Annotated in this window: 22 protein-coding genes; 3 read left to right on the plus strand and 19 right to left on the minus strand. The window is 63.3% G+C overall.

Annotated elements, in window-relative coordinates; genetic code table 11:
• Window positions 1-320: 320 nt before the first annotated feature.
• The 4 genes from N438_RS19445 to nifL all read right to left on the minus strand — a co-directional run bounded on the left by N438_RS19445 (window position 321) and on the right by nifL (window position 5,462).
• Window positions 321-836 carry a nitrogen fixation protein NifQ gene (locus N438_RS19445; RefSeq protein WP_064142099.1) on the minus strand — a complete coding sequence of 172 codons (516 nt, stop codon included), beginning with the start codon at window positions 834-836 and terminating at the stop codon, window positions 321-323.
• Entirely contained in the window at window positions 836-2,242 is a 1,407-nt protein-coding gene (nifB, locus tag N438_RS19450) for a nitrogenase cofactor biosynthesis protein NifB (RefSeq protein ID WP_042948757.1), read from the minus strand. Before nifB ends, N438_RS19445 begins: the two co-directional genes overlap by 1 nt.
• Window positions 2,243-2,406: 164 nt before the next feature.
• Entirely contained in the window at window positions 2,407-3,981 is a 1,575-nt protein-coding gene (nifA, locus tag N438_RS19455) for a nif-specific transcriptional activator NifA (RefSeq protein ID WP_064176174.1), read from the minus strand.
• Window positions 3,978-5,462 (minus strand): nitrogen fixation negative regulator NifL, encoded by a 1,485-nt coding sequence (gene nifL, locus N438_RS19460; RefSeq protein WP_008804121.1) that lies wholly within the window; start codon window positions 5,460-5,462, stop codon window positions 3,978-3,980. The genes nifA and nifL overlap by 4 nt, the downstream gene beginning before the upstream one ends.
• Window positions 5,463-5,781: 319 nt before the next feature.
• Between nifL and N438_RS19465 the strand changes: the two genes are divergently transcribed.
• Window positions 5,782-6,312, plus strand: coding sequence for a flavodoxin (locus N438_RS19465; protein ID WP_008804122.1), 531 nt, complete (start codon window positions 5,782-5,784; stop codon window positions 6,310-6,312).
• Window positions 6,313-6,334: 22 nt separating this feature from the next.
• Here N438_RS19465 and nifM read toward each other — a convergent pair whose 3' ends face one another.
• The 14 genes from nifM to nifH all read right to left on the minus strand — a co-directional run bounded on the left by nifM (window position 6,335) and on the right by nifH (window position 19,929).
• Window positions 6,335-7,135, minus strand: a complete 801-nt coding sequence (gene nifM / locus N438_RS19470) for a nitrogen fixation protein NifM (RefSeq protein ID WP_012541105.1) — start codon at window positions 7,133-7,135, stop codon at window positions 6,335-6,337.
• Window positions 7,135-7,578 (minus strand): nitrogen fixation protein NifZ, encoded by a 444-nt coding sequence (locus tag N438_RS19475; RefSeq protein ID WP_012541106.1) that lies wholly within the window; start codon window positions 7,576-7,578, stop codon window positions 7,135-7,137. Before N438_RS19475 ends, nifM begins: the two co-directional genes overlap by 1 nt.
• Window positions 7,575-7,832 carry a nitrogenase-stabilizing/protective protein NifW gene (locus tag N438_RS19480; RefSeq protein WP_008804125.1) on the minus strand — a complete coding sequence of 86 codons (258 nt, stop codon included), beginning with the start codon at window positions 7,830-7,832 and terminating at the stop codon, window positions 7,575-7,577. Before N438_RS19480 ends, N438_RS19475 begins: the two co-directional genes overlap by 4 nt.
• Before the next feature lie 2 nt (window positions 7,833-7,834).
• Entirely contained in the window at window positions 7,835-8,977 is a 1,143-nt protein-coding gene (nifV, locus tag N438_RS19485; protein ID WP_032700998.1) for a homocitrate synthase, read from the minus strand.
• 15 nt (window positions 8,978-8,992) lie between these two features.
• Window positions 8,993-10,195, minus strand: a complete 1,203-nt coding sequence (gene nifS, locus N438_RS19490) for a cysteine desulfurase NifS (RefSeq protein ID WP_046622954.1) — start codon at window positions 10,193-10,195, stop codon at window positions 8,993-8,995.
• 15 nt (window positions 10,196-10,210) lie between these two features.
• Window positions 10,211-11,050 carry a Fe-S cluster assembly protein NifU gene (gene nifU / locus N438_RS19495; protein WP_023340488.1) on the minus strand — a complete coding sequence of 280 codons (840 nt, stop codon included), beginning with the start codon at window positions 11,048-11,050 and terminating at the stop codon, window positions 10,211-10,213.
• A gap of 194 nt (window positions 11,051-11,244) precedes the next feature.
• Window positions 11,245-11,715 carry a NifB/NifX family molybdenum-iron cluster-binding protein gene (locus N438_RS19500; protein ID WP_008804129.1) on the minus strand — a complete coding sequence of 157 codons (471 nt, stop codon included), beginning with the start codon at window positions 11,713-11,715 and terminating at the stop codon, window positions 11,245-11,247.
• Complete coding sequence (nifN, locus tag N438_RS19505; protein ID WP_080895606.1) at window positions 11,702-13,087, minus strand: nitrogenase iron-molybdenum cofactor biosynthesis protein NifN; 1,386 nt, start codon at window positions 13,085-13,087, stop codon at window positions 11,702-11,704. Before nifN ends, N438_RS19500 begins: the two co-directional genes overlap by 14 nt.
• A 9-nt stretch (window positions 13,088-13,096) precedes the next feature.
• Window positions 13,097-14,470: a nitrogenase iron-molybdenum cofactor biosynthesis protein NifE gene (gene nifE / locus N438_RS19510; RefSeq protein ID WP_046882231.1), complete on the minus strand. Its 1,374-nt coding sequence runs from the start codon at window positions 14,468-14,470 to the stop codon at window positions 13,097-13,099.
• A gap of 563 nt (window positions 14,471-15,033) precedes the next feature.
• On the minus strand, window positions 15,034-15,696 hold the full coding sequence (locus tag N438_RS19515; protein ID WP_116696425.1) for a NifB/NifX family molybdenum-iron cluster-binding protein: 663 nt from the start codon (window positions 15,694-15,696) through the stop codon (window positions 15,034-15,036).
• 10 nt (window positions 15,697-15,706) lie between these two features.
• A complete protein-coding gene (nifT, locus tag N438_RS19520; RefSeq protein WP_004203557.1) occupies window positions 15,707-15,925 on the minus strand; it encodes a putative nitrogen fixation protein NifT in 219 nt (72 codons plus the stop codon).
• A gap of 39 nt (window positions 15,926-15,964) precedes the next feature.
• A complete protein-coding gene (gene nifK / locus N438_RS19525; RefSeq protein ID WP_116696426.1) occupies window positions 15,965-17,527 on the minus strand; it encodes a nitrogenase molybdenum-iron protein subunit beta in 1,563 nt (520 codons plus the stop codon).
• Between the two features lie 55 nt (window positions 17,528-17,582).
• Entirely contained in the window at window positions 17,583-19,031 is a 1,449-nt protein-coding gene (nifD, locus tag N438_RS19530; protein ID WP_012541112.1) for a nitrogenase molybdenum-iron protein alpha chain, read from the minus strand.
• Between the two features lie 16 nt (window positions 19,032-19,047).
• Window positions 19,048-19,929 (minus strand): nitrogenase iron protein, encoded by an 882-nt coding sequence (nifH, locus tag N438_RS19535; RefSeq protein WP_004203553.1) that lies wholly within the window; start codon window positions 19,927-19,929, stop codon window positions 19,048-19,050.
• Between the two features lie 403 nt (window positions 19,930-20,332).
• Between nifH and nifJ the strand changes: the two genes are divergently transcribed.
• Entirely contained in the window at window positions 20,333-23,848 is a 3,516-nt protein-coding gene (nifJ, locus tag N438_RS19540) for a pyruvate:ferredoxin (flavodoxin) oxidoreductase (protein WP_039104100.1), read from the plus strand.
• A gap of 16 nt (window positions 23,849-23,864) precedes the next feature.
• Here nifJ and N438_RS19545 read toward each other — a convergent pair whose 3' ends face one another.
• Window positions 23,865-24,173 carry a helix-turn-helix domain-containing protein gene (locus tag N438_RS19545; RefSeq protein ID WP_008804136.1) on the minus strand — a complete coding sequence of 103 codons (309 nt, stop codon included), beginning with the start codon at window positions 24,171-24,173 and terminating at the stop codon, window positions 23,865-23,867.
• Window positions 24,174-24,413: 240 nt separating this feature from the next.
• Between N438_RS19545 and fusA the strand changes: the two genes are divergently transcribed.
• Window positions 24,414-26,516 carry an elongation factor G gene (fusA, locus tag N438_RS19550; protein WP_008804137.1) on the plus strand — a complete coding sequence of 701 codons (2,103 nt, stop codon included), beginning with the start codon at window positions 24,414-24,416 and terminating at the stop codon, window positions 26,514-26,516.
• The last annotated feature ends 70 nt before the right edge of the window (window positions 26,517-26,586 follow it).

The following is a 26,586-nucleotide window of genomic DNA, read 5'->3' on the forward strand; positions in this document are numbered from 1 at the left end:
CATGCGGGCTGCCCCGGCCTGCCGGGAACGTCTCAGCGATTTTGAGGCCGCCAGCACCGGCAGTTTCAGCGGCCCCTGATCCAGTGGTGATTTGGAACTGTAGGCCGGGTCAGGCGTAGCCGCCACCCGGCAACATGTTGGACACGGAGCCTGATATATTGCCCGGCGGCGCGGCGCTTGCCGGGCCTACGGTGTTGAGTAATTTTTTGATATGTAAATGTCTTTGTAGGCCGGGTAAGCGAAGCGCCACCCGGCAGAAACCCGCGTAAAGCGCTAAAACGCGAGTGTGGTTGGGTCAGCCGCAGGGGGCTGCGGCTTGTTTATAGCGGCGGCGGTTCGAAGCAGAGGCTGCGCTCCAGGCACTCGTCGCAGCTTGGCGATCGGCAGACAATCTCCCCCTGCGACTGCAGGCAGCGCTGGCGGTAAAAGAACTTTTTCCAGCGCATATGGTGGACGTTCTGCACCACCAGCTGCGGAAAGCAGTCGCTCATCAGCCGGCCCAGTTCCGCCCGCGAATCGAGTCCCAGATCCTCCCACAGATGGTTAAACGCCAGCGCCACCTCGGCAACGATCTGCGCCATCGGTTCAGCCCCCGGCGCCATCCACTCCGTCAGCCACTGCCCCAGCTGCCGACGCTCTTCGTCGCGGGTAGCATTCAGCTCGGTCATCAGCCGACGGCGGCTCAGCGTCGCGCTGTCCAGCGGCGTCGCCACCTCGCCCAGCCGCTGTTGCAGCGCCCGCCACGCTCCGGGAGTCAGCCCCATCCGCAGCGGAAAGCAGCCTTTTCCGGCGTGATACAATCGCCACAGGCGGGTCAACCAGTCGACCGGCGCCATCAGGCGACCCCCTGACGCAGACGCGATGCCGCCAGGCTCTGGCGCCGCCGCTGCCACCAGGCAGGCAGCACCTCGGCGACCGAACGCCACGCGCCGTCCACCTGCGGCTCAATGCCCTGCAATTCCAGCTGCTGCCATGGCGTATGGCCGATACGCACGCAGAACACCGCTTTTACGTCGGCTAGCAGCGCCAGCAGCGCCGCCAGTCTGGCCTCGTTCTCCTGTGGCTCACACTCCTCTTCGCCGCGGCAATATTTCGGTGTAAAGCGCTCGCCCACCAGCACCATACCGGCGGCCGACAGGCTGTAGATCGAGAAGCGGTCGGCATGGCCAAAATGACAGTCAATGACCTCGCCGTGGCGGGAGGCCACGGCCACCAGACAGGCGTCATCCGCGTCCGACTCCCCCTGCGTGGCGAGGCTGGCATGAAGTTCGGCGCGCTGGTGGAGGATGGGCAGCCAGTCGGGGAGGCTGTCCGGGTCCGGCAGCCGGGTGAACTGCTGGCTGCGATCTTCGCCCAGCATGCCGATGGCGTCGGCACGGCACTGGTGGCAGTGGGTCATCTGCGGCATCACCTCCCCGCACTGGCTGCGGATCGCGGCGAGCATCCCGGCGTCCGGCTCCGGCTGGCCGTTGAGACCAAAGACCGTGCCGTGCTCCGGTCTGGCAATCAGCGGCATAATATTGTGAATAAACGCGCCGCTTTCCCGCAAACGACGGCCGACCTCAGCCATGCCGCCGTCGTTGATCCCCGGGATCAGCACCGAGTTTATCTTGACCAGCACTCCCGCGGCGGTCAGCCTGCGGACTCCTTCAAGCTGGCGGGCAATCAGGATCTCCCCGGCTTCCCGGCCGCAGTAGCGTTCGCCGTCGAGCCACAGCCAGGCATAGATTTGCCCGGCGATATCGGCATCCAGGGTATTGATGGTCACCGTGACGTGATCCACGCCGACCTCCAGCAGGCGATCGACCGCGTCGGGCAGCATCAGCCCGTTGGTTGACAGGCATAATTTGAGGTCCGGAAGCTGGTCGCGGACCAGCTCCAGGGTGCGGAAGGTGCGGGTCATATTGGCCAGCGGATCGCCGGGCCCGGCTATGCCGACCACCGACAGCTGCGGGATGGCCTGGGCCACCTGGCGCACTTTCAACACCGCCTGCTCGGGGGTCAGCAGCGTCGATGACACCCCGGGACGGGACTCATTGCTGCAGTCGAATTTACGGTTGCAGTAGTTGCACTGCAGATTGCAGGCCGGGGCGACCGGAAGATGCATCCGGGCGAAACGGTGGTGCCCGCTGCGGGAGTAGCAGGGGTGCGCGGCGACCTTGTCGGCCACCCGCGGCGCTAACGCGCTGGCGTCCGCCGACTGACAGGCGTTACCGCCGGAAAAAGAAGAGCAGGAAGTCATGGTCGTACCTTCATGGTTGGGCGATACCTTCCTGCTGCAAACGACGTACCAGTGACGAATTTTTTATCTGGCTGAAAAATAAAGCGTTATCCCGCATCCCTGCGGCACAACATTGTCGCGTTCCTGCCGCACTGACGACAATGTCCTGAACCTGACACCGCGGCCTACAGACGCGGCAGGGTGATATCCATGATCTGGATCCGATAAGCGACCTGGCGCGGCGTCATCCCCAGCAGCCGTGCCGCCTTGGCCTGCACCCAGCCGGCTTTTTCCAGCGCGGCGATCAGTCGCTGACGTTCGTCCAGGCTGTTGTCCAGCCAGCTGTCTTCTGCTGGCCCGCTGGCAGGCAGGGCTTTGGCGGGACGATCCTGGTGAGTGAAGAGGATCACGTCGCGATCGATCAGGCCACTCTCCGACATCACCGCCGATCGTTCGAGGCAGTTCTCCAGTTCGCGAACGTTACCCGGCCAGCTGTACTCCATCAGCAGGCGGATCGCGCCCTCGCTGATCCGCAGCGTGCGTCCCTGATGCTGGCCGATTTTGCGCACCAGGAAGTGCGCCAGCTCGGCGATGTCCTCCTGACGCTCGCGCAGCGGGGGCAGGGCGATGGGCATCACGTTCAGACGATAGTAGAGATCCTCGCGGAAATGGCCCAGCCGGACCTCCTCCTCCAGGTGACGGTTGGTGGCGGCGATGATGCGGACATTCACCCGCAGGGTCTCATCGCCGCCGACCCGCTCCATCTCCCCCTCCTGGAGGATACGCAGCAGCTTGGCCTGGAACGAGGCGCTGCTTTCACCAATCTCATCGAGGAACAGGGTGCCGCCATCCGCCAGCTCAAAACGTCCTTTACGCTGACGCACCGCCCCGGTAAAGGCGCCTTTCTCATGGCCGAACAGTTCGCTTTCCAGCAGGGTGTCCGGCAGCGCCGCGCAGTTAAATTTGACGAAGGCGGCGCCAGCCCGTGGCGAATGGTGATGGATGGCGTTGGCGATCAGCTCTTTCCCGGTGCCGCTTTCGCCGCGCACCAGCACGGTGGTGTCCCAGCGCGAAACCTGACGGATCACCTCCACGATCTGGCGCATCGCCGGGCTCTTGCCGACCATATTGTCAAGGCCCACGCCGCGGGACGACGAGCAGGCCGGCGGCCGTTCCACCTTCGGCGGCTGGCGGCTCGACAGGGCGGGTGAGGCCGGAAGGATCATCAGCCGGATGGTCTGGGCGACGAGGTTGGCGACGGTTTCGAGAAAACGGGTGCAGGCCGGCAGCCGCTCTTCCTGGCGCGCCATCGGCTGGGCCGCCAGCACCCCTATTGGCCGGGCGTTGGGCCCCATCAACGGTACGGCGATAAACGGCAGATCGTAATCGTAGAGGCTCAGGCGGTCGAGAAAACGCTGATCGTCGGCGACCCGGGGCAGCACCAGCGACTGCCCCTGGGCCAGCACGGTCCCCACCAGTCCCTCGCCGGGGCGATAGCGGATCTGCGTGCTGCCGGGGAGGGGCTGCTGGCCGGTTTGCTGCAGCGCTTCGATACTGAGGATCTCCTGCTCGCAGTCGTACAGGCAGATCATCCCGTGCTGCATAAAAGCATCGTTGTGCAATACGCTGAGCACCTCCTGCAACGTTTTGCTGGCCTCGGTGGCCCGGCTCAGCACCACGCTTATCCGCTGCATGGCGGTGAACTGCTGAGAGAGGTCGAAGCGTCTGACGGTGGTGTCCGGGTCGGATTCAGGGATCATGCTTCACCTCCGGTCAGGGTGTTAAACAGCGGGAAACGCAGGGTCAGGCAGGTGCCGCCCTGCGGTCGGGAAGCCAGCTCAATGGCCCCGCGATGGTGCGCCACCAGGGTCTGGATCAGCCGTAGCTCCATGCCTTTGCCCGGCGAGTTCAGCGCGTCGGGGGAGTGGGCGTAGCGCACCTGCAGCAGCGGTACGTTGTCAGTCAGGTACAGCGACAGCCAGCCGTCGTTCTCCTCGGCATAGAGCTGCATCGCCAGCGGCACGGAGGGCAATTCGGCGGCGAGGGCCAGGGTGCGGTCGAGCCACAGGCTTAAGCACGCCAGCAGCGGGGTGCGCTGGCCAAAGCCGATCAGATGCGGTGAGGCCATGTCGACCTGCAGCCCGTCGGGATCGAAGCGGGTACGGTAGAGGGCGCACAGATCGTCGAAAAAGGGCTGCAGCGGCCAGACGGCGGGGTTTTCGAGTTCCAGCGATGGGCGACAGCGCTGGAGCCGCGCCATCGCCTCTTCCCCTTCACGCCAGGCGGCCTCCAGCGCCACATTCCCGCTTCCCTCGCCGTTCAGCCGACGGGCTGCCGCCAGCATATTAATCGGGCAGTTCAGCTGGATCAGCGCGGCGTCCAGCGACTCGCGGATCGCCGCCAGCAGCTTGCCGGCGGTCATTTGCTGCTTCAGCCGGTCAAGGCGCCCTTGCTCCTGCTGCTGACGCTGCTGGGTACAGTCGGCGATCACCACCAGGGTCCGCGCCAGCGCGCTGTCGATAAAGTAGCGGCTGGCCTCTTCACTGACGCCGGGCAACGGCCAGCAGGTTACCGACAGCCAGCGCGCGGCCCCGCGGAGCGCCACCGGCAGGATCGCCTCCACGCCGGGCGTCATCCGGCCAGGGGAGACCTGCAGCTCGGTGAGCAGCTCCCGGCCGCCGCAGTCAGCGCAGAAGGTTTTGTAGGCGAGGTTGTCCATCACCACCCGATCCTGCTCGTCCACCACTACCACGGCGGCGGGGATATTATTCAGCACCGCCTCCATCAGGGTCATATGGTTGCGCAGCCGTTGTTCGAGGGTGTAGCTGACGCTGATATCCCGCTGCATCGCCAGATAATGCTCCAGTTCCCCTTGCGGGCTAAGCACCGGGGTGATGTCAATCTCCACCAGGTACAGGCCGCCGTCCCGACGCTGATTAATCAGCTGACCGCGCCAGGGCTGACGCTGGAGCAGGGTATGCCACATCTCTTGATAGATCTCGCGCGGCGTCTGGCTGCTGGCAAGCAGGCGCGGGTTCTGGTTTAACAATTGCGCCAGCGAATAGCCGGTCTGGCGGCAAAACGCCGGGTTGGCGTAAATGATCCTGGCGCTGGCATCGGTGAGGGAGATGGCCACCGAGGCCTGTTCCACCATGGTAAAAAACAGCCCCGGATGTTGTTGAATCAGCGCGCCGGCGATGGCCTCCGGCGCGGCGTTATCGAGCATCATATTCAGGGTCATCGCAAACTCCTGTGTCGCAGTTATGACAAATTGTCCGACACCGTGCGCAAAACGCGGCGGGGTAAGCCGAACCCGGATAACCATGCAAAGTGTGCGCCCTTATCGGAGCGACCACGCGAAACATTGATCCGACAGGGGGAAAATTCACGGATTTTTACCTTTCGCCCCGCCGGGTGCGCCTTTGGCGCGCGGCATCGTGATGCGAAGCGATCCTGATGGGGCAGGGATGGGCCGTCGCGGTGCAGGGCAACCTGGCACAGCCTTCGCAATACCTCTGTCGTCATTCCTTTTTTCAACACCATTCCGACAGGAGCGTACTATGGCGAACATTGGCATTTTCTTTGGTACCGATACCGGTAAAACCCGCAAGATCGCGAAAATGATCCACAAGCAGCTGGGGGAGGCCGCCGCCGCCCCGGTCAATATTAACCGCGCCACGCTGGCGGACCTGCTGGCCTACCCGGCCCTGCTGTTGGGGACGCCGACGCTGGGCGACGGCCAGCTGCCGGGCCTTGAGGCCGGGGGCGAGAGCGAGTCGTGGGCCGAGTTTATCCGCAACCTCGGCGACGTTAGCCTGCAGGGGAAAACGGTGGCGCTGTTTGGCCTCGGCGATCAGCGTGGCTATCCGGATAACTTCGCCAGCGGGCTGCGGCCGCTGTACGACGCCCTGCGTGCCCGCGGGGCGACGATGATCGGCAGCTGGCCGAACGAGGGATATGAGTTCAGCGCCTCATCGGCGCTGGAGGGGGATCGCTTTGTCGGACTGGTGCTGGACCAGGATAACCAGTTCGACGAGACCGACGCGCGGCTGGCGACCTGGCTTGAGGAGATTAAACCGCATCTGCTGTAGGCGATGGCGGGTAGCCTGTCGGCTACCCGCACAGCCCCGGCTGGCGCGCTAGCATCTCGGCCAGCCACTGGCGCTGGTGGCGGCGCTGGCTCTGTTGACTGAGGTAATCGCGGGCGCTTTCCAGCGCCTGCTCAGGCGTCATCGGCGCGGCAGGGCGAATGGCCTCACACCAGACCAGATGCCAGCCGAGCTCGCTGGCCACCGGCGCGCTCAGCGCATTTTCCGCCAGCGCAAACAGCGCCTCCTCCAGCTGCGGATAGAGCAGCCCCCGGCCGATCCAGCCCAGCAGTCCGCCGTCCAGCGCGCTCGGGCAGTGGGAGTGTCGCTGGGCCAGCGGCGCAAACGCCTCGCGGGAGGCTTCGATTTGCCCATGAAGCTCCCGTATGCGCGAGTAAACCGTCTGGTCGTCGCCATCGACGGTGAGCAGCAGATGGCGGGTCAGGCGCTGTTCCGGGCGCATAAACTGCGCCTGATGCCGCAGATACCAGGCCTGCACCGTGGCGGGATCCGGCCGCGGCGCCTGGCTGGCAATCCCGGCGAAGGCGGTTTCCAGCCGGGCGTGGTGCAGGACGATCGCCGCCCGCTCCGCTGGCGTAAATCCTCCCTCATCCAGCCAGGCGCCCAGCGAAGTGGCGAGGCCCTCCTGCAGCGCGGCGGGGATCGCCTCCGGCGCAATCTGGGCGACAATAACCTGCTCCATCTGGGCCTGGCGCTGCCAGGCCGCCTCGAAGGCCTGCCGGTCGACCGCGGCGATGGCCGCCGGCTCGCAGTTCCAGCGGCTCTGCGCCAGCCGCTGCCGGCCAAATCGTTGCCAGGGCTCCATTATTCTTCCTCCTCTGCCAGCGCCAGCGCGCTTACCGGGACCTGGAACCAGCGGCCGCCGAAGTCGACGATATAGCCGTCGCCATGCTCGCCCCGGTCGGTGGCTTCGATGCGCCCCAACTGACCGACGCTGACCACCATCTCGCCCTGCATCGCCAGCGCCGTCTGACAGATTACGCTATCGCCATACTGCAGATTGCCGGCCAGCCAGGGCCGATCGCCGGCAATCAGCTCCTGTTCGCGACAGCCGACCACCCGGTCGCAGTCCGGGAAGTGGATCTGGTAGATGATCTGGTCCTGCAAGAATACTCCCCAGTCGCGGACATAGCCGATGCTGCCCCGGCGCACCAGCAGGGCGCCGGACGGCAGGCCCGCATAGGTGCCATCGTTACGGATGGCGCGCACGACGCGGACCGCTTCGCTAAAGGTAAATCGGGGTCTCATGGCGTGTTCTCCTCGAACTGTTGCTGATAACTCTCCGCCAGCAGTCGGCGCGCCAGCAGCCAGTGCGCGCGCGGGTTATCCTCCAGCTGGTTGAGCAGAGGCACTTCCGCCTTCAGCTTGCGGTGAAAGGTGGCCAGCACCGGCAGGCTGCAGTGCGCCAGGCGCTCGGGCTGATAGGGAACGGCGAAAAACTGAAAGAACGCATCGGCGGAGCGCAGGTCGCCCACGCCGGGGATCTGATAAAACCACTCCATACTCACCCCCTGGCCTGCAGCGTTTCGGCGCTGCAGAGCGCGTGGTAGATTGCCGCCAGCTCATCATCCCGCGGGCTGCGTTTGCCGTTTTCGGCAAAGCGACGGAGCGCTGGCAGCAGCTGGTCAATTTGCGCTGATGTCAGGTGATAACCCATCCGATCGAAGACGCCGTTAACCGCCTGGCGACCGGAGTGTTTGCCCAGCACCAGCCGATAGCCGCGGCCCAGCAGGGCGGGGTCGATCGCCTGATAGCTCTCGCTGTCGCGCAGCAGCGCCGCAACGTGCACGCCGGATTCGTGGGTAAAGACCAGCTCACCCACCAGCGGCTGCTGGGGATCCACCGGGCGGCGGGTGGCGAGGGCCACCTGTTCGCACAGCGCCGGCAGGGCGGTGAAACGCACGCCGGTCTTGACCTCCAGGCAGCGCTCCAGTCCGAGCGCCACGGTCTCCAGCGCCGCGTTGCCCGCGCGTTCGCCCAGGCCCAGCACGGTGGTGTTCACGCTGGTGGCCCCGGCGCGCACCGCCGCCAGGGTGTTGGCGGTAGCCAGGCCCAGATCGTTATGGGCGTGCATCTCGAGTTCGCCGGGCCAGACGCGGCGCAGGGCGGCGATCTGCGCCGCGGTGGTGAACGGGTCGAGGATACCGACGGTATCGGCATAGCGCAGACGGGTGGCTCCCGCCTCCCGGGCCAGGTGGGCAATGTCCTGCAGCGTCGCGTCGCTGGCTCGCGAGGCGTCCTCACAGCCAATGCAGACCTTCAGGCCAAGGGTGTGGGCGAGGTGGATCAGGGCCGCCAGCCGCTCCAGCAGCAGCGGTAAGCCTTCGCGCAGTTTGTACTGCCGCAGCTTGTCGGAGGCGGGGATGGAGATATCCACCCAGTCCATGCCCAGGTCGGCGCTCTGGCGAATTTCTCCCGCCTGCATCCGGCACCAGGTCATCAGCGTGGCGCCCGGGAGCTGACGGCGCACCTGCCGGATGCGGGCGCACTCCTCCTCGCCCATCGCCGGGGTGCCGACCTCCATGGCCTCGATCCCCGCCGCGTACAGCGCCTCGGCGATGGCGATCTTTTCGCTGGCCTGAAAGGCCACGCCGGGACTCTGTTCACCATCGCGCAGGGTAGTGTCGTTAATCAGTACGCGTCCCATCATTGTCTCCCCGCCTTAGCCGTAGACCGGCGTGAAGGCGCCATCCTGCAGGTGCGGCTGACCCTGTCGCCAGTAGGGCGACAGGGCGCGCAGCCGGTCGATAACCGACGGCAGGGTGGCGATGACGTAGTCGATCTCTTTTTCCCGGGTATAGCGTGAGAGGGAGAAGCGGATGGTGCCGTGGGCCGCAGTGTAGGGGATATTCATTGCCCGCATGACGTGCGACGGCTCCAGCGAGCCGGAGGTGCAGGCGCTGCCGCTGGAGGCGGCGATCCCGGCCTGATTCATCAGCAGCAGGATTGCCTCGCCCTCGATACACTCGAAGGCCAGATTGAGAGTGCCGGGCACCCGCGGCTGGCTGCCGCCCATCACCGTCACCGCCGGGATAGTGGCCTGGAGATGCTGTTCAAGACGATCGCGCAGCTGGCTAATCTGCGCCATGCCCGGCAGATGAACCTGCGCCAGCTCGCTGGCGGCGCCCATCCCGACAATGCCGCTGATATTTTCCGTACCGGCCCGCCGGCCATGCGCCTGGTGGCCGCCGCGCAGCAGCGGGCGAAAACGCGTTCCCCGCCGCAGCCAGAGGCAGCCCACCCCTTTGGGGCCGTGGAATTTATGCGCCGAGCAGGAGAGCATATCGATCCGCGTCTGGCTGAGCGTCATCGGGATTTTGCCCACCACCTGCACCGCGTCGCAGTGAAACAGCGCGCCCTGCTCATGAGCCAGCTCCGCCAGTTCGGGCACCGGGAACATGACGCCTGTTTCGTTATTGGCCCACATGATGCTGACCAGCGCCACGCGCGGGCTAAGCGCCGCCCGAAATTGCGCCATATCCAGGGCGCCCTGCTGATCCACGGCGATACGGTGGATCAGGTATCCCTGGCGCTCCAGCTGTTCGCACACCGCCAGGGTGGCGGGATGTTCGACCGCGCTGGTGATGATTTCGCGCCGCTCCGGCATCAGGGCCACCGCCGAGGCGATAGCGGTGGTGGTGGCCTCGGTGGCGCAGGAGGTAAAGATGATCTCGCTGGGGTAGTCGGCCCCGAGCAGGGCGGCCACCTGCTGGTGCGACCGTTCAAGGGCCGCCTGCGCCGGCAGACCAAAATCGTGTATCGACGAAGGGTTGCCGTAAAAGTCGGTTAAAAAGGGCATCATCGCGTCGAGAACCATCGGGTCGAGACGGGTGGTGGCGTTGTTATCGAGATAAACAGGTTTCATCGTATCCCCCTTGGGTTAGTTAACCGCGGCCGGGGCCGCCACCACGTCCATGTAAGTTCCGGTACGCTCCATCAGCTTTTGCTGCAGCCAGGCGAGGGTCATGTCGGTCATCATGCAGCCGCTGCAGCTGCCGGAGAGGCTGACGGTCACCTGACGCGGGGTGACGTTGAGCAACGTCATGTCGCCGCCGTCGGCCTGAATGTGCGGGCGCAGTTCGTTGATGGTATCGACCACGCTTTGCCAGTGCGCATCGTGGGCCGTCTCCACCGGCAGGGGGGCTGGCGGCTGTTGGGCGAGGATCGCCGCCAGCGCCAGCTCAATTTTTTCATGGCAGGCGGTGCAGCCGCCGCCGGCTTTGGTGTAGTTGATCACTTCTTCGAGGGTGGTCAGGCCGTTGTTCACCACGGCCCGGCGAATATGCCCTTCGTCGACGCCGAAGCACTTACAGATCAGCTTGCCCTCCTCATGCTCCTCCTCAAGGCTTTCGCCGCGAAAATGGGCGATGGCCGCACGCAGCGCTTCCTGGCCCATCACCGAGCAGTGCATTTTTTCCGGCGGCAGACCGTCGAGGTAGTCGGCGATCTGCTGGTTGGTGATCTGCCCGGCTTCGGTCAGGGTGTGGCCGATAATCAGCTCCGTCAGCGCGGAAGAGGAGGCGATGGCGCTGCCGCAGCCGAAGGTCTGGAAGCCCGCCTCCTCGATGATCTCGGTCTGCGGATCAACCCGCAGCATCAGGCGCAGCGCATCGCCGCAGCTTAATGAACCCACATCGCCCACCGCGTTGGCGTTGTCGACCACGCGCGCGTTGCGGGGATGAAAAAAATGGTCTTTCACTTTCTCGGAGTAGTTCCACATGCTGTCAGCTCCAGGGATGATGACGAAAACGCCGGGGCGCGGTACACCGCAGACTGGCGGTGGTACTGACCCCCAAGCAATTGCGATACCAACGCATAAAAACCTTATTTGTTAATGACCTGACGGGTTAAGCGCCCCCGACAGGGCCGACACTGTTGTGGCGTTTTGTGGGCTTTGTCACATAAACGACAGGATCAGGGGAGCGGGTCGGGCTCCTCCCGCCACGCCGGCTCCTCCAGCAGGCGGTTAAAGCGCTGCGGATCGCGTTGCCGCGCGCTGCGGCGCTGCGCTTTTTCATACCAGGAGAGTTGGATCTCCTGCAGCAAGCCGAGGATGGTGGTCTGGTCAGGGACGCGTTCGGCGCGGACGCCCACCTGCAGCAGCTGGCGAAAAACCGCCTCGCCAATCGCCACACAGAACAGGGTGACGCAATCCTCAAGGGCGTGGATGCGCTCGGCTATCTTCTCGGTCTGGTGACCGCTGGCGACCGGGAACTCCACCACCCGCAGCAGGGTGACCCGGTCGGCTTTGACGCCGTAGACCACCAGCCGCGGCGTGGCGCCGAAATGCTGATCGACGTGGCGGTAATCGGAGCTGGCGAAGGCGACTTTCATCGACCACTCGTCGGCGTGGACCATATCAAACTGACGATTAATGGGCGGCATAAGCGTCTCCTGAAGCCGGCAGGGGGTCGGCGCCCTGGCGAAGCGGCGAGCGGTAGAGGGCGGTGTGGTGATGGCGGTCGCGCAGCAGATTGGCCAGTTCAAACAGCGTATCTCGCATGCCGGTGTACCCCTGGCGGACGCGACGAAACTCACCGAGCCGGTCGAAGAGGGGAAAACCGACGCGGATCAGCGGCAGGGCAAACTGCTCCGCCAGATCGCGGGCGTGAGAGTTAGCCACCAGCAGATCGGCGGGTTGGTGGCTCAGCAGCTGCTGCAGATCCTCAAGATCCCCCGGCACGACCTGCTCGACCGGCAGCTGGCGCAGGCTGGGGTGGCTGGTGGGGGCGACCAGCGGGCCGGGCTGCATCCCCTGGCTGCGGGCGAAATCACACCACGCCGCCAGCAGGTCGCCCTCCGCCGCCATCGCCATGCGCTGGCCCTGAAGCCACATATGGCAGTCGATCATCGCATCCTGCAGCTGGCCGCGCTGGCGCTCAATCCAGGCCGGTACGCGGCGTCCGGACATCTTCGCCAGCTGATGGATAAAGGTATCGCAATGGTCGAGGGTCATCAGATGCGGCAGGGCGATCACGTCGCCGCGGCTGCGTTGGGTCAGGAGCGATGCCGCCCGCTGGAGCGACACGCCAATGGCGAAGCTGCCCAGACTCTGGCCCATCTGGGCAATCTGGCGCAGCGAGGCGCCGCCCTGGGTCAGGGGCGTAAAATCCCCTTCACCGAGGTGGCCATCCATTGACTGCGAGAGGTCCGGCAGGATCACCGGCTGCAGGCCAAAGGCCTCCACGCAGCGGCCCAGCCATTCGATATCCCCTGGCGAACAGAGGTGGCTGACCAGCAGGTTGACCCGCCGGGGCCGCTGCCCCGGACGCGGCGTCGGCGCGACCCACTGCTCGATCACGCTCTCGATCACCGCGCTGTAGCCGTTTTCCATAGAGCCAAAAAAATCCGGGGTATTGACGGTGAGGATCGCCACGCCGTTATGGCGCGGATGCGCCTCACGAAACTGGCGCACCACCCGGGCGATATCGCTGCCCTGCGCTTCCGCCAGACCGGTGCTGAGCAGCACGATGGCCTGCGGGCTGTGGCGCTGGCAGAGGGTGTCGAGCGCGGTGAAGATATTGCCGTCGGCCCCCATGATCGTGGCGGTCGGATCCATGGCCGTCGACTGCAGCGGCACCGGGTCATGGAAATGCTGAATAAAGAAAACTTTGGCGAAGGCGCTGCAGCCCTGGGCGCCGTGGACCAGCGGGATGGCCTGGGCCAGCCCGAGGCTGGCGAGGATCGCCCCGAGCGGTTGCCCGGTTTTAATCGGGCTCACCGCCAGCGGTTTTTCACTGCGGATAATGTCTGCCATGGTGTTCTCCTAGCGCCACGGGGCGCGGGTATGCGTTTGCGGCCAGACGGGACTGGCGAGGGTCAGACAGAGCTGGCGGGCGAGGGTGATGATGCCCTGATAGCCGGCGTAGGCGTGCTCGCGCTCCTGATTGATATCGAGAAACGGCAGCCGGGCTTTCCAGGCGGTGTACATATTGCGTCCGCCGGCGATCATCAGGTCGGCCTGATAGCGGTACACCACGTCGAGCAGGGTGCGGGCATTGCCCTCCTCAAGCATCACCGCCTCGTCGCCCATCAGCTCACGGATCCGCTGTTTGTCCTCCTCGGTGGATTTCCGCGTGCCGGTGGCCACCACGGTCATGCCGAGATCCTGCAGGGCTGATACCACCGACCAGGATTTCACGCCGCCGGTGTAGAGCAACACTTTGCGCCCACGGAGCTGCTCGCGCCACGGCGCCAGCGCCTGCTCCGCCGCCTGCTCTTCGCGGGCGATCAGCGCCTCGGTGCGGCGGCGCAGGTCGTCATCCCCCAGCAGCGTCGCCAGCTGGCGCAAGGCGTCGGAGGTGGCGCGGATCCCGTAGAAGCTGCCTTCAAACCACGGCGTGCCGTAGCGCAGCTCCAGCCCCCGGGCGACGTTGATCAGCGCGCGCGAGCACACCAGCATATTGGCCTGCGCCCGGTGCAGGGTCTGGATCTCGGCAAAGCGGCCGTCGCCGGAGAGGCTGCCGAGGACGCGGATCCCCAGCTCGTCGAGCAGCGGCTGGACCTGCCAGAACTCGCCGGCGATATTGAATTCGCCAATCAGGCCGATATCGTGGCGCTGGGCCGGGGCAAAGGGCGTGTTGTCTGGCCACGGGGCCGGTTCGCGCTGGCCAATCACCTGCCTGAGCATCACGTCGCCTGCCATTCGGTTGCCAAGATTTTTACTGCCGTAGAAACCGGCGGCGTCAATGGCGATGACCGGGACGCCGGTGGCGGTCTGTGCGGCCTGGCAGACGGCCTCCAGGTCATCCCCCTCCATCGCCGGTACGCAGGTGTTGTAGATAAAGACCGCCGCCGGATGATAGCGGTCGACGATGTGACGGACGGCGTGGAACAGGCGGCGTTCGCCGCGGCCCATAATCACATCCTGTTCGTTAAGATCGGTGGTAAAGCCGAGCCGGTTGAGGGCCGGGCCGGCGCTGACGCTGCCGCGGTTATCCCACGAGCTGCCCGCGCAGCCGATGGGGCCGTGCACCAGGTGCGCGACGTCGGCGATGGGCAGGAGCGTTATCTGCGCGCCGTCGAAGGCGCAGCCGCCGGCGGTAGCGCCGGGCTTAGGGGCGCTGCAGCCGGATTTTTGCTTCTGGTTGTGCTCGCAGGCGGGTTCGTCCAGCAGCGCCAGAATTTCCTTTCCCTTCATAGTGACCTCGTTGACGGTGGGAGACCGGAGAGGTGATGCAATTCGCGCTCCAGGGAGAGGGAGATTGATTTTTAAGGGAAAAGGGTTGTGGGTTTTGCGACAAAGGCAACAATCAAACAGGGGGAAGGCATGATTTATCGCGCTGATAACTGGATTTACCGCGACAGTATTGCCGCATATTGGCGAATGACTCGCCGCGAGGGGGTTGGGGCGCGTAAAGAAAATTGGCGAGAACGCAGGCGCACATCAAGGGCTGGCCGCCAGGACGGCGGCCAGAGGGCGGTCGAGACAGGGATGTCGAGTCCGCCCGTCCCGCCAGATGAAGCCGGAGTGGAGCGTACCGCGCAGCGGCAATTTTCAGCGCAATGCCGGGGGTCATGGGGGGCGAGCGAAACGCCCCCCATGCCGTTCACCTGTTGAGAAGTTTAATTATGACTAAGGAGTGAATGTGAACGGAACCTTCTGTTAAACAGAATTTTTTTGCCTTCGTGCGGCAGTGGTTCGCGATAACCAGGACAAAAAAAGGCCCGCGGGGTCGGCGGGCAACAAGCACAACACAACGATTAAAAAACACGTTCCTCCAGAGGGTTATCCCGGTTGAGGCGCTTCGCCAGCCACGGCGGCAGCCGACCTGCCAGCATCGCGCTTACCGCGTCGCACTGAGCCTGAATCGTCGTGCCCGGCGGCGCTTTCATCGGATGGATCTGATGGCGGATCAACCTCGCGGCGGCAGGCCCGCCAATCTCCTGACAAAACAGCAGATGGCAATCCTCCAGCAGCCTGGCGCGCATCTCGCTGGCGTCCGACGCCGCAGAAGAAGACGCATAGCGGCGCAAATCCTCCAGCCAGCCGCCCTGGTCATCGAAGGCATAGATAAAAAACAGCCGGCTCTGGCCAAAATGACCATTGATGGCCAGGCCATCCTGCGAGCAAAAAGCGACCCGCAGCTGCGGCGTTCGCTGAGGGGGGCGGGCGATGCGCAAATGGCCGGGCAGCACCCCCTGCAGGCAGGCGATGACCCGCGCCCAGCGGGCCGGGGACATCACCGCCGTCGCCGAAGGAAAGCTGGCGGCCAGCTGAGGCTGCGTCAGGGTGGTTAACCGTGCCGGGGTCAACGTATCGCCGCACTCCTGCGCCAGCCAGTCAACGACTTGCACCGGCTGCAGCTCCGGCAGCGTCTGGAACAGCGCCAGCAGACGCCAGAAAAGGGTATCGTTGTCGGACATTTCCAGCTCCTTATAGTAGCGTGCTGCGGGTGGCGCGCAGGCTTATCGGGAAGACGGGTCGCCCCGGCTGCGGATTGACGTAGTAGCGACGTCCCCCTTCGAGGGCAATCGCGCCGCCCCAGCGGTCCGTCTCGTCATGTTCGACCTGGAGCACCCGGGCCTCCAGATCCTGTTTGGCGATATAGGCATACAGCGCCTCGCCGCGCTCACGGAAAATCACGATGGGCATACTCCCTCCTGGCCCCGCCTGCGGCGGGGCGCCTGATGGTTAACGAACGAGGTCGAAGCTGTAATCGGTTTTGCCCAACTGGCTGGTGTCGTGGTCCAGTTTTTCCAGCACGGCGTTCACCAGCGTCGTGACGATGTTCATTGCGCCTTCATAGCCCCAGGTGGTCTGGCGGTGCAGATGATGGCGGTCGAACAGCGGAAAGCCCAGACGGATCAGCGGCACTTCGAAAGCTTTGCCCTTTGCCAGGGTATCGCGCTGGATAAACTTGCCGTAGGAGTTACCGATCATAAAGTCCGGCTGACGGGTGAACATCAGCGACCGGAAGTGCCACAGGTCGCAGTTGATGAACACTTCGCTTTCCTGACCGTACGGCGAGGCATCAAGCATTTTCTTCATCGCTTTTTGCCAGCGTTTATTGGCGTTATGGCTGAGGATCACCGTCGGCTCGCAGCCCAGCTCCAGCAGGAAGCGCGTCAGCCCCATCACGAAATCCGGATCGCCGTAGAGGCCGAATTTTTTGCCATGCAGCCAGGTGTGGGAATCCAGCATCATGTCGACCAGCCGGCCGCGCTCCAGGGTCAGAGCGTCGGCGATCGGTTTGCCGGTCAGCTGACTGACGGTCATCAGCAGCGCGTCGGTGGCGGCCAGGCCCAGCGGAACGGCCACCTCGGTGGCGGGCTGGTTCCACATCTCCTGAACCACCTTTTTGCTTTTCACCAGCTGCCACGGCTGCAGCAGCAGGGTGTCAATGGCGTCCGGCGCGGTTTTGATCTCCTGCTGGCTGGTGCCGCCGGCGTACATCCGGTAATGGCCGTCGGCGGGGGTGTCGAGCACCTCTGATGGGTCGGAGAGCAGGCTGCACGGGACATCCATCTGCGCCATCATCCGCTTCAGCACGCGGAAGTTGCCGAGATAGGTCTCAAATCCGGTCACCAGATTGAGCTTTTGCATTTTGCCCGGCTGCCCGGCGTAGTCAGCGGTAAAGGTCTTCGCGAACCCTTCGAACATATTGTCCCAGCCGGTGACATGGCTGCCGATAAAGCTGGGGGTATGGGCGTAAGGAATGGCGATGCGGTCGTCAACAAATCCCTCTTTTTTGGCGTTGGCGATAAACGCCTGCAGATCGTCGCCGATCACCTCGGCCATACAGGTGGTGGAGACGGCGATAATCTCGGGTTTATACAGCGCGCTGGCATTCTGCAGGCCCAGATTCATGTTGTTGTTGCCGCCGAACACCGCCGCGTCCTCGGTCATGGAGTCGGAGACGCAGGCGACCGGCTCTTTAAAATGGCGGTTAAAGTAGGTGCGAAAATAGGCGACGCAGCCCTGGGAGCCGTGCACGTAGGGCAGGGTGCCGGCGAACCCCAGCGCGCAGAGTACGGCGCCGAGCGGCTGGCAGGCTTTTGCCGGGTCGACGGTCAGCGCCTCGCGCTGGAAGTTCAGCGCTTCATACTCGGCGGTGGTGGTCCAGGCAAAAACCTCCTGTACACGCTGTGCGTCGTGCGCCTCTTCAAGGGTCTTTTTATTCTGGAACAGGGTCTGGTATTCATCCTGTTCAAACAGCGGATAACAGCTGTGAATTTTATCGATCGTTTGGCTCATGGTGTTCTCCTCCCGCGCCACAAATCGGTGGACTGACGGGACAGTGAAGGGGCAATCACGCAGACTTCAGCCACGGGGCAGTCAGTTCGTTCCACGCCGGATTGTTCAGGGTCATATCCATATCGCGGGCAAAGATGGCGAAGCCGTCATAGCCGTGATAGGGGCCGGAATAGTCCCAGGAGTGCATCTGGCGGAACGGCACCCCCATTTTCTGGAAAATATATTTCTCTTTGATCCCGGAGCCGATGAGGTCAGGTTTCAGCGCTTTGACGAAGGCCTCCAGCTCATAGCTGCTGGCATCGTCAAACAGCAGGGTGCCCTCTTTCAGGTCCGGCAGGGTGCGGTCGTAATCATCGTTATGGGCAAACTCGTAGCCGGCGGCGATGATCTCCATCCCGAGATCCTCATAGGCGCCGATGACGTGGCGCGGCCGCAGCCCCCCCATATACAGCAGCACTTTGCGCCCCTCCAGCCGCGGGCGATATTTGGCGATGATGGCCGCCATCTGCCCCTCATATTTGGCGATCACCGCTTCCGCATTGGCGCGAATGGTGTCATCAAATTGATCGGCGATCTTGCGCAGCGATTCGGCGATTTTGGTCGGGCCGAAGAAGTTATATTCCATCCACGGGATCTGATGTTTCTCCTCCATATGGCGGGCGATATAGTTCATCGAACGGTAGCAGTGGACGAGGTTAAGCTTAACGAATGGGGTGTTCTCCATCTCCACCAGGGTGCCGTCGCCGGACCACTGCGCCACTACGCGCAGCCCCATCTCTTCCAGCAGAATGCGCGAGGCCCAGGCGTCGCCGCCGATGTTGTAATCGCCAATGATGGCAACATCATACGGGGTGCTGGCAAACGGCTGCCCTTCGCGATTGTTCAGCACCCAGTCGCGCACCACGTCGTTGGCGATATGGTGGCCCAGCGATTGCGATACGCCGCGAAAGCCTTCGCAGCGCACCGGGATCACCGGTTTATCCAGCGCCTTGCTGCTGGCGTTGGCCACGGCGCTGATGTCATCGCCGATCAGGCCCACCGGGCACTCCGACTGGATGGTGATCCCTTTGGTCAGCGGGAACAGCAGCTCCATCTCTTCGATCAGTTTGGTCAGCTTTTTATCGCCGCCGAAAACAATATCGCGCTCCTGAAAATCAGAGGTGAAGTTCAGGGTGCCGAAGCTGTCGACACCGCTGACGCCGGTATAGTAGTTGCGCCGTCCGGCGCGCGAGTACTGGCCGCAGCCGATGGGGCCGTGCGAGATATGGGCCATGTCTTTGATTGGCCCAAACACCACCCCTTTCGAGCCCGCATAGGCGCAGCCACGCACGGTCATCACCCCGGGCTGCGATTTACGGTTCGAGATAATGCACTTGCCGACGCTCTCCATCTGCGGATCGCTGATCATCATGTGCTTTCTGCGCTCTTTGCGCGCGGTTTCGGGAAACACCTCCAGGACTTCCTGGATGAGCGCAAGGTTACGTTCGCCTGTTGCGTTGGTCATGGTGAGGATCCTGTGCTCAGGCCGCGTTTTCTTCAGCGGCGGTTTTACCAATGATGCTGGTGTCTTCTTCTTCCATGATGCCGAACTCCATCAGCAGCGATTCCAGCTCGTCCATGGTGCACGGCGTTGGCACCACTTTTTTGGTGTTATTGACGATCTTCTGCGCCAGTTGACGATATTCATTCGCCTGCTGACAGGTCGGGTCGTACTCGATCACCGTCATCCGGCGGATCTCCGCGCGCTGCACAATGTTGTCGCGGGGAACGAAGTGGATCATCTGCGTGCCAAGCTTCTCCGCCAGGGCGATGATCAGTTCGTCTTCCCGGTCGGTTTTGCGCGAGTTACAGATCAGGCCGCCGAGGCGCACCTTGCCGGATTTGGCGTACTTCACGATCCCTTTGGAGATATTGTTGGCGGCATACATCGCCATCATCTCGCCGGAGCAGACGATGTAGATCTCCTGGGCTTTGTTTTCGCGGATCGGCATAGCGAAGCCGCCGCAGACCACGTCGCCGAGGACGTCATAGAAGACGAAATCCAAATCTTCTTCATAGGCGCCTTCTTCCTCGAGGAAGTTGATGGCGGTGATCACCCCGCGTCCGGCGCAGCCGACGCCTGGCTCCGGGCCGCCGGATTCGGCGCAACGGACATCGCCATAGCCGATTTGCAGAACGTCTTCGAGCTCCAGATCCTCGACCGAGCCCACTTCCGCCGCCATCTCCATGATGGTGTTCTGGGCTTTAGCGTGAAGGATCAGACGGGTGGAGTCCGCTTTCGGATCGCAGCCGACGATCATCACTTTCTTACCCATCTCGGCGAGGGCCGCGACGAGATTCTGGGTGGTGGTGGATTTACCGATACCGCCTTTACCGTAGATAGCGCATTGACGCATGGTCATGGTGACTTCTCCTGTTGTTGAGTGTTTGCCAGCAGAGAAGTGCAGGGAACGTACCAGCTGCGAATTTTTGCTCAGTTATTTGATCAATAAGTGTTTTTTGTAAAACGGCCGCGCCGGGAGGCTGAGCAAACGGCACAATAACGCTACCAAATGTGCGAAACAGAACAATTTCCCGCCACGGGCCCGGCGCGGCGCTTTGTCACCTGTTCAACAGCTTGTCGCGCACAGTGTCTTATTCCCCGCAATCCCGCCGGACGGGCCTGTGCGTTTCTTCCCTTAACCTGTTGAATTGATGAGTGACAGGCGGCAATTCGCGAGCTGGCACAGGCTGTGCTTGGAGAGGTGACAGGGTTTGCCGCGGGCTGCCGCGGTAAAGAGAACGCTCACCTTTGAGGATTGAACGATGTCCGGAAACATGAAAACAATGGATGGCAACACGGCGGCGGCCTGGATCTCCTACGCCTTTACCGACGTGGCGGCCATCTACCCCATCACCCCCTCCACGCCGATGGCGGAAAATGTCGATGAATGGGCCGCTAAGGGGAAAAAGAATCTGTTTGGCCAGCCGGTGCGCCTGATGGAAATGCAATCCGAAGCCGGTGCCGCCGGGGCGGTGCACGGCGCGCTGCAGGCGGGAGCGCTCACCACCACCTACACCGCGTCGCAGGGGCTGCTGCTGATGATCCCCAATTTGTACAAAATTGCCGGTGAACTGCTGCCGGGTGTTTTTCACGTCAGCGCGCGGGCGCTGGCGACCAATTCGCTGAATATTTTTGGCGATCACCAGGACGTGATGGCGGTACGCCAGACCGGCTGCGCCATGCTGGTAGAGAATAACGTTCAGCAGGTGATGGACCTGTCGGCGGTGGCGCACCTGGCGGCGATCGCCGGGCGGATCCCGTTTATCAACTTTTTCGACGGCTTTCGCACCTCGCACGAAATACAGAAGATTGAGGTGCTGGCGTATGAGCAACTGGCGACGCTGCTGGACCGCCCGGCGCTGGAGCGCTTTCGTCGGCAGGCGCTGCACCCGGATCATCCGGTGATCCGCGGCACCGCGCAAAATCCGGATATCTACTTCCAGGAGCGGGAGGCCGGTAACCGCTTCTACCTCGCACTGCCCGATCTGGTGGAAAGCTATATGGCGAAGATCACTGCGCTGACCGGGCGGGAATATCACCTGTTTAATTACCACGGCGCGCCGGATGCCGAGCGGGTGATTATCGCCATGGGCTCAGTGTGCGACACCGTCCAGGAGGTGGTGGAGACGCTGAATGCGGCGGGGGAGAAGGTGGGGCTGCTCAGCGTCCATCTCTATCGGCCGTTCTCGCTGGCGCACTTTTTCGCGCAACTGCCCGCCAGCGTGCAGCGTATTGCCGTCCTTGACCGCACCAAAGAGCCGGGGGCGCAGGCGGAACCGCTGTGCCTCGACGTCAAGAACGCCTTCTATCAACGCGACGATGCGCCGCTGATCGTCGGCGGACGCTACGCGCTCGGCGGTAAGGACGTGCTGCCCAACGATATCGCCGCGGTGTTTGACAACCTCAGGCAGCCGCAGCCGAAGGACGGCTTTACCCTGGGTATTGTCGATGATGTCACTTTTACCTCGCTGCCCGCCCGGCAGGAACCGCTGGCGGTCTCCCATGCCGGGATCACCGCCTGTAAATTCTGGGGGATGGGCTCGGACGGCACCGTCGGGGCGAACAAAAGCGCCATCAAGATCATCGGCGATAACACGCCACTCTACGCCCAGGCCTACTTTTCCTACGACTCGAAAAAGTCCGGGGGGATCACCGTTTCGCACCTGCGCTTTGGCGACCGGCCGATCACCTCGCCCTACCTGATCCACCGGGCCGATTTTATCGCCTGCTCTCAGCAATCCTATGTCGACCGCTACGACCTGCTGGAGGGGCTGAAGCCGGGAGGCACCTTTCTGCTCAACTGCAGCTGGTCCGAGGCAGAGCTGGAGCAGCACCTGCCGGTCAGCGTCCGGCGCTATCTGGCGCAGGAAAAGATCGACTTTTATACCCTTAATGCGGTGGACATTGCCCGCGAGCTGGGCCTCGGCGGGCGCTTTAACATGCTGATGCAGGCGGCGTTCTTTAAGCTGACGGCGATTATCGATCCGCAAACGGCGGCGGACTATCTCAAGCAGGCGGTGGAGAAAAGCTATGGCAGCAAAGGGGCGAGCGTCATTGAGATGAACCAGCGGGCTATCGAGCTGGGGATGGCGGCGCTGCACCGGGTGACGGTACCCGCCCACTGGGCGACCCTCGAGGCGCCGGCACCGCAGGCGAGCGCCCTGATGCCGGACTTCATCCGCGATATCCTGCAGCCCATGAACCGCCAGCGTGGCGACCTGTTGCCGGTGAGCGCCTTCGCCGGGATGGAAGACGGCACCTTTCCCTCCGGCACCGCCGCCTGGGAGAAGCGCGGCATCGCGCTGGAGGTGCCGGTCTGGCAGCCTGACGGCTGTACCCAGTGTAACCAGTGCGCCTTTGTCTGCCCGCATGCGGCGATCCGCCCGGCGTTACTGAGCGCTGAAGAGCAGGACACGGCTCCCGCCGGGCTGCTGAGTAAACCCGCCCAGGGGGCCAAAGACTATCACTATCATCTGGCCATCTCGCCGCTGGACTGCTCAGGCTGCGGCAACTGCGTGGAGAGCTGCCCGTCGCGCGGCAAGGCGCTGCAGATGGTCTCCCTCGACAGCCAGCGTGCGATGGCTCCGGTCTGGGATTACGCCCTGGGACTGGCGCCAAAAGATAACCCGTTTCGCAAAACGACGGTCAAAGGCAGCCAGTTCGAAACGCCGCTGCTGGAGTTTTCCGGCGCCTGCGCGGGTTGCGGAGAAACGCCCTATGCCCGGCTTATCACCCAGCTGTTTGGCGACCGGATGCTGATCGCCAACGCCACCGGCTGCTCTTCGATCTGGGGCGCCAGCGCGCCTTCGATGCCCTATACCACCAACCATCGCGGCCACGGGCCGGCCTGGGCAAACTCGCTGTTTGAGGATAACGCCGAGTTCGGTCTCGGCATGATGCTTGGCGGCCAGGCGATCCGCCAACAGATCGCCGAGGAGCTGACCGCCGCGCTGGCGCTGCCAGTCAGCGACGCGCTTCACGCCGCGATGCGGCAGTGGCTGGCGCAGCAGGATGAGGGGGAGGGGACCCGCGAGCGCGCGGACCGCCTCAGTGCGTTACTGGCGGCGGAAAAAGAGGGCGTCCCGCTGCTGGAGCAGCTCTGGCAGAACCGCGACTATTTCGTCCGGCGTTCGCAGTGGATCTTCGGCGGCGACGGCTGGGCCTACGATATCGGCTTCGGCGGCCTCGATCATGTGCTGGCCAGTGGGGAAGACGTCAATATTCTGGTGTTTGATACCGAGGTCTACTCCAACACCGGCGGCCAGTCGTCCAAATCGACCCCGGTGGCGGCGATCGCCAAATTTGCCGCTCAGGGGAAACGCACGCGTAAAAAAGATCTCGGCATGATGGCGATGAGCTACGGCAATGTTTACGTTGCCCAGATCGCCATGGGCGCCGATAAAGATCAGACCCTGCGGGCCATCGCCGAGGCCGAGGCCTGGCCGGGACCGTCGCTGGTGATCGCCTATGCCGCCTGTATCAACCACGGCCTGAAAGCCGGGATGCGCTGCAGTCAGCGCGAGGCGAAGCGGGCGGTGGAGGCGGGATACTGGCACCTGTGGCGCTATCATCCGCAGCGGGAAGCCGAGGGCAAAACGCCGTTTATACTGGACTCCGAAGAGCCGGAAGAGAGTTTCCGCGACTTTTTGCTCGGCGAGGTGCGCTATGCCGCGCTGCATAAAACCACGCCGGATCTGGCGGACGCGCTGTTCCGGCAAACGGAGGACGATGCCCGGGCCCGTTTCAGGCAGTATCAGCGGCTGGCGGGAGAGGAGTAGGCTGTCGGTTAGCGATTCACGGCTGCTGCATCACGTTCAGCAGCGTATCCAGCAGGCCGGGAAAACGGGCGTCCAGATCTTCCCGGCGCAGCGAAATCATGTTCTCCCGTCCCTGAGGCCGTTGCCAGATCACACCGCTGTCGCGCAGGACGCGCCAGTGGTGGGTCATGGTGGACTTGGCCACCTCTTCCTGGCGCAGAGCGTTGCAGCTCAGCTCGCTGCCGTCGGCCAGCGTGCGGATGATCTCCAGTCGCAGTGGGTTACCGAGCGCGGAAAGGACATTTTCCAGGCGAATTTGTTCTCGTTCGGGGTGATTGGCGATCATAATAATCCTGTGTCGGCGGTGGCGCGGCGCATGGCAGCCGCAGCCCATATCGGCGGCTGGCGGCTACTATACCCAAACTCCGGTTCTGATGCCACGCGCGCCGCCGCAACCTGACCAATCGTAATAATAGCAAAAATAGTTCGAATATACTCGTACAGTTGTACTATGATAGGCGGCAGTTAAATGAACTGCGGATCATTCTGACCGCAGACTGACAGTCAAAACGACTAAGGACGCATCATGCCCCGACCCATCCCCCTCGAACGTTATCGCAACATCGGTATCTCCGCGCATATCGATGCCGGTAAAACCACCACCACCGAGCGCATCCTGTTTTACACCGGGATGAGCCATAAGCTGGGTGAAGTACACGATGGCGCGGCAACCACCGACTGGATGGCCCAGGAGCAGGAGCGCGGGATCACCATTACCTCGGCGGCGGTAAGCTGCTTCTGGCCGGGTATGGACCGCAGCTTCGAGCCGCACCGGATCAATATCATCGACACCCCGGGGCACGTGGATTTCACCATTGAGGTGGAACGTTCCATGCGCGTGCTCGACGGCGCGGTGATGGTGTATGACTCCGTCGGTGGGGTGCAGCCCCAGTCGGAAACCGTCTGGCGCCAGGCAAATAAATACCACGTTCCGCGGCTGGCCTTCGTCAACAAGATGGACCGCCCCGGCGCGGACTTCTTCCGCGTGGTGCAGATGATGATCGACCGCCTGAAGGCCAACCCGGTGCCGATTGTGATCCCCATTGGCGCCGAAGAGCATTTCACCGGCGTTGTCGATCTGGTGAAAATGCGCGCCATCCTGTGGGATGACGCCACCCAGGGCATGACCTTCAGCTATGGGCCTGTCCCTGACGATCTGCTGGCGACGGCACAGCAGTGGCGGGAGAAAATGGTCTCGGCGGCGGCGGAAGCCAGCGATGAGCTGATGGATAAATACCTGGAAACCGGTGAGCTGGACGAGGCGGAGATCGTTGCCGGTCTGCGCCAGCGCACGGTGAAGGGGGAAATCCAGGCGGTGCTCTGCGGGAGCGCCTTTAAAAACAAAGGCGTGCAGCGCATGCTCGATGCGGTGGTGGAGCTGATGCCGTCGCCGCTGGATATTCCGGCGATACAAGGCGTTGATGAGAAAGGCCAGCCGGCGGAACGCCATCCGAGCGACGATGAGCCGCTGTCGGCGCTGGCGTTTAAACTGATGACCGACCCCTACGTCGGCCAGCTGACCTTTATCCGCGTCTACTCCGGGACGCTGAAGAAAGGCGATGCGGTGTGGAACCCGGTGAAGGGCAAGAAAGAGCGCATCGGGCGTATCGTGCTGATGCAGGCCAACGACCGCCATGAAGTTGACGAACTGCACGCCGGGGATATCGCGGCCTGCGTCGGTCTGAAGGATGTGACCACCGGTGATACGCTGTGCGATCCGGATGCGATCATTACCCTCGAACGGATGGAGTTTCCGGAGCCGGTGATTTCGCTGGCCATCGAGCCGAAGACCAAAGCGGATCAGGAGAAAATGGGCATCGCGCTGCAGCGGCTGGCGGCGGAAGATCCGTCGTTCCGTCTACATACCGATGAAGAGTCTGGCCAGACGATTATCTCCGGCATGGGCGAGCTGCATCTGGAGATCATTGTCGACCGGATGAAGCGCGAGTTTGGCGTCGAGGCCAACATTGGTCGTCCGCAGGTCACCTACCGCGAAACCCTGCGCAAGAAAGTGACGGACGTGGAAGGCAAATTTGTGCGCCAGTCCGGCGGAAAAGGGCAGTACGGGCACGTCGTGCTGACCCTGGAGCCGCTGGAGCCGGGCAGCGGTTTCGTCTTCGAGGACGCCACCAAAGGCGGCGTGGTGCCACGCGAGTACATCCCTTCCGTGGAGAAAGGGCTGCGCGAAGCGATGGGCACCGGCGTGCTGGCGGGTTATCCGGTGGTTGACGTGAAAGCGACCCTGACCTTCGGGTCGTACCACGACGTGGACTCCTCGGAGATGGCGTTCCGCATGGCGGCGATCTTTGGCTTCCGGGAAGGCGCGCGCAAAGCGGATCCGGTGATCCTTGAGCCGGTGATGCACGTCGAGGTGGAGACGCCGGAAGAGTACGCCGGGAATATTATGGGCGATCTCTCTTCCCGTCGCGGGATGGTGCAGGGGATGGAAGAGCGCTTCGGCAGCCAGATCATCCGCGCCGACGTGCCGCTGGCGGAGATGTTTGGTTATTCCACCACGCTGCGCTCGATGTCGCAGGGACGGGCAACCTACAGCATGGAGTTCCACCATTACGCGGAAGCGCCGCGTAATGTGGCGGATGAAATCATCGCCAGCCGCGCGAAAAGCTAAGCAACGTTCCCGGGTGCGACGCGAGGCGTCTTACCCGGGCTACGAGTCCAGCCATCGTTTGTAGCCCGGG

Source organism: Klebsiella sp. GL120222-02, from assembly GCF_003097195.1.
Taxonomy (GTDB): Bacteria; Pseudomonadota; Gammaproteobacteria; order Enterobacterales; family Enterobacteriaceae; genus Klebsiella; species Klebsiella variicola.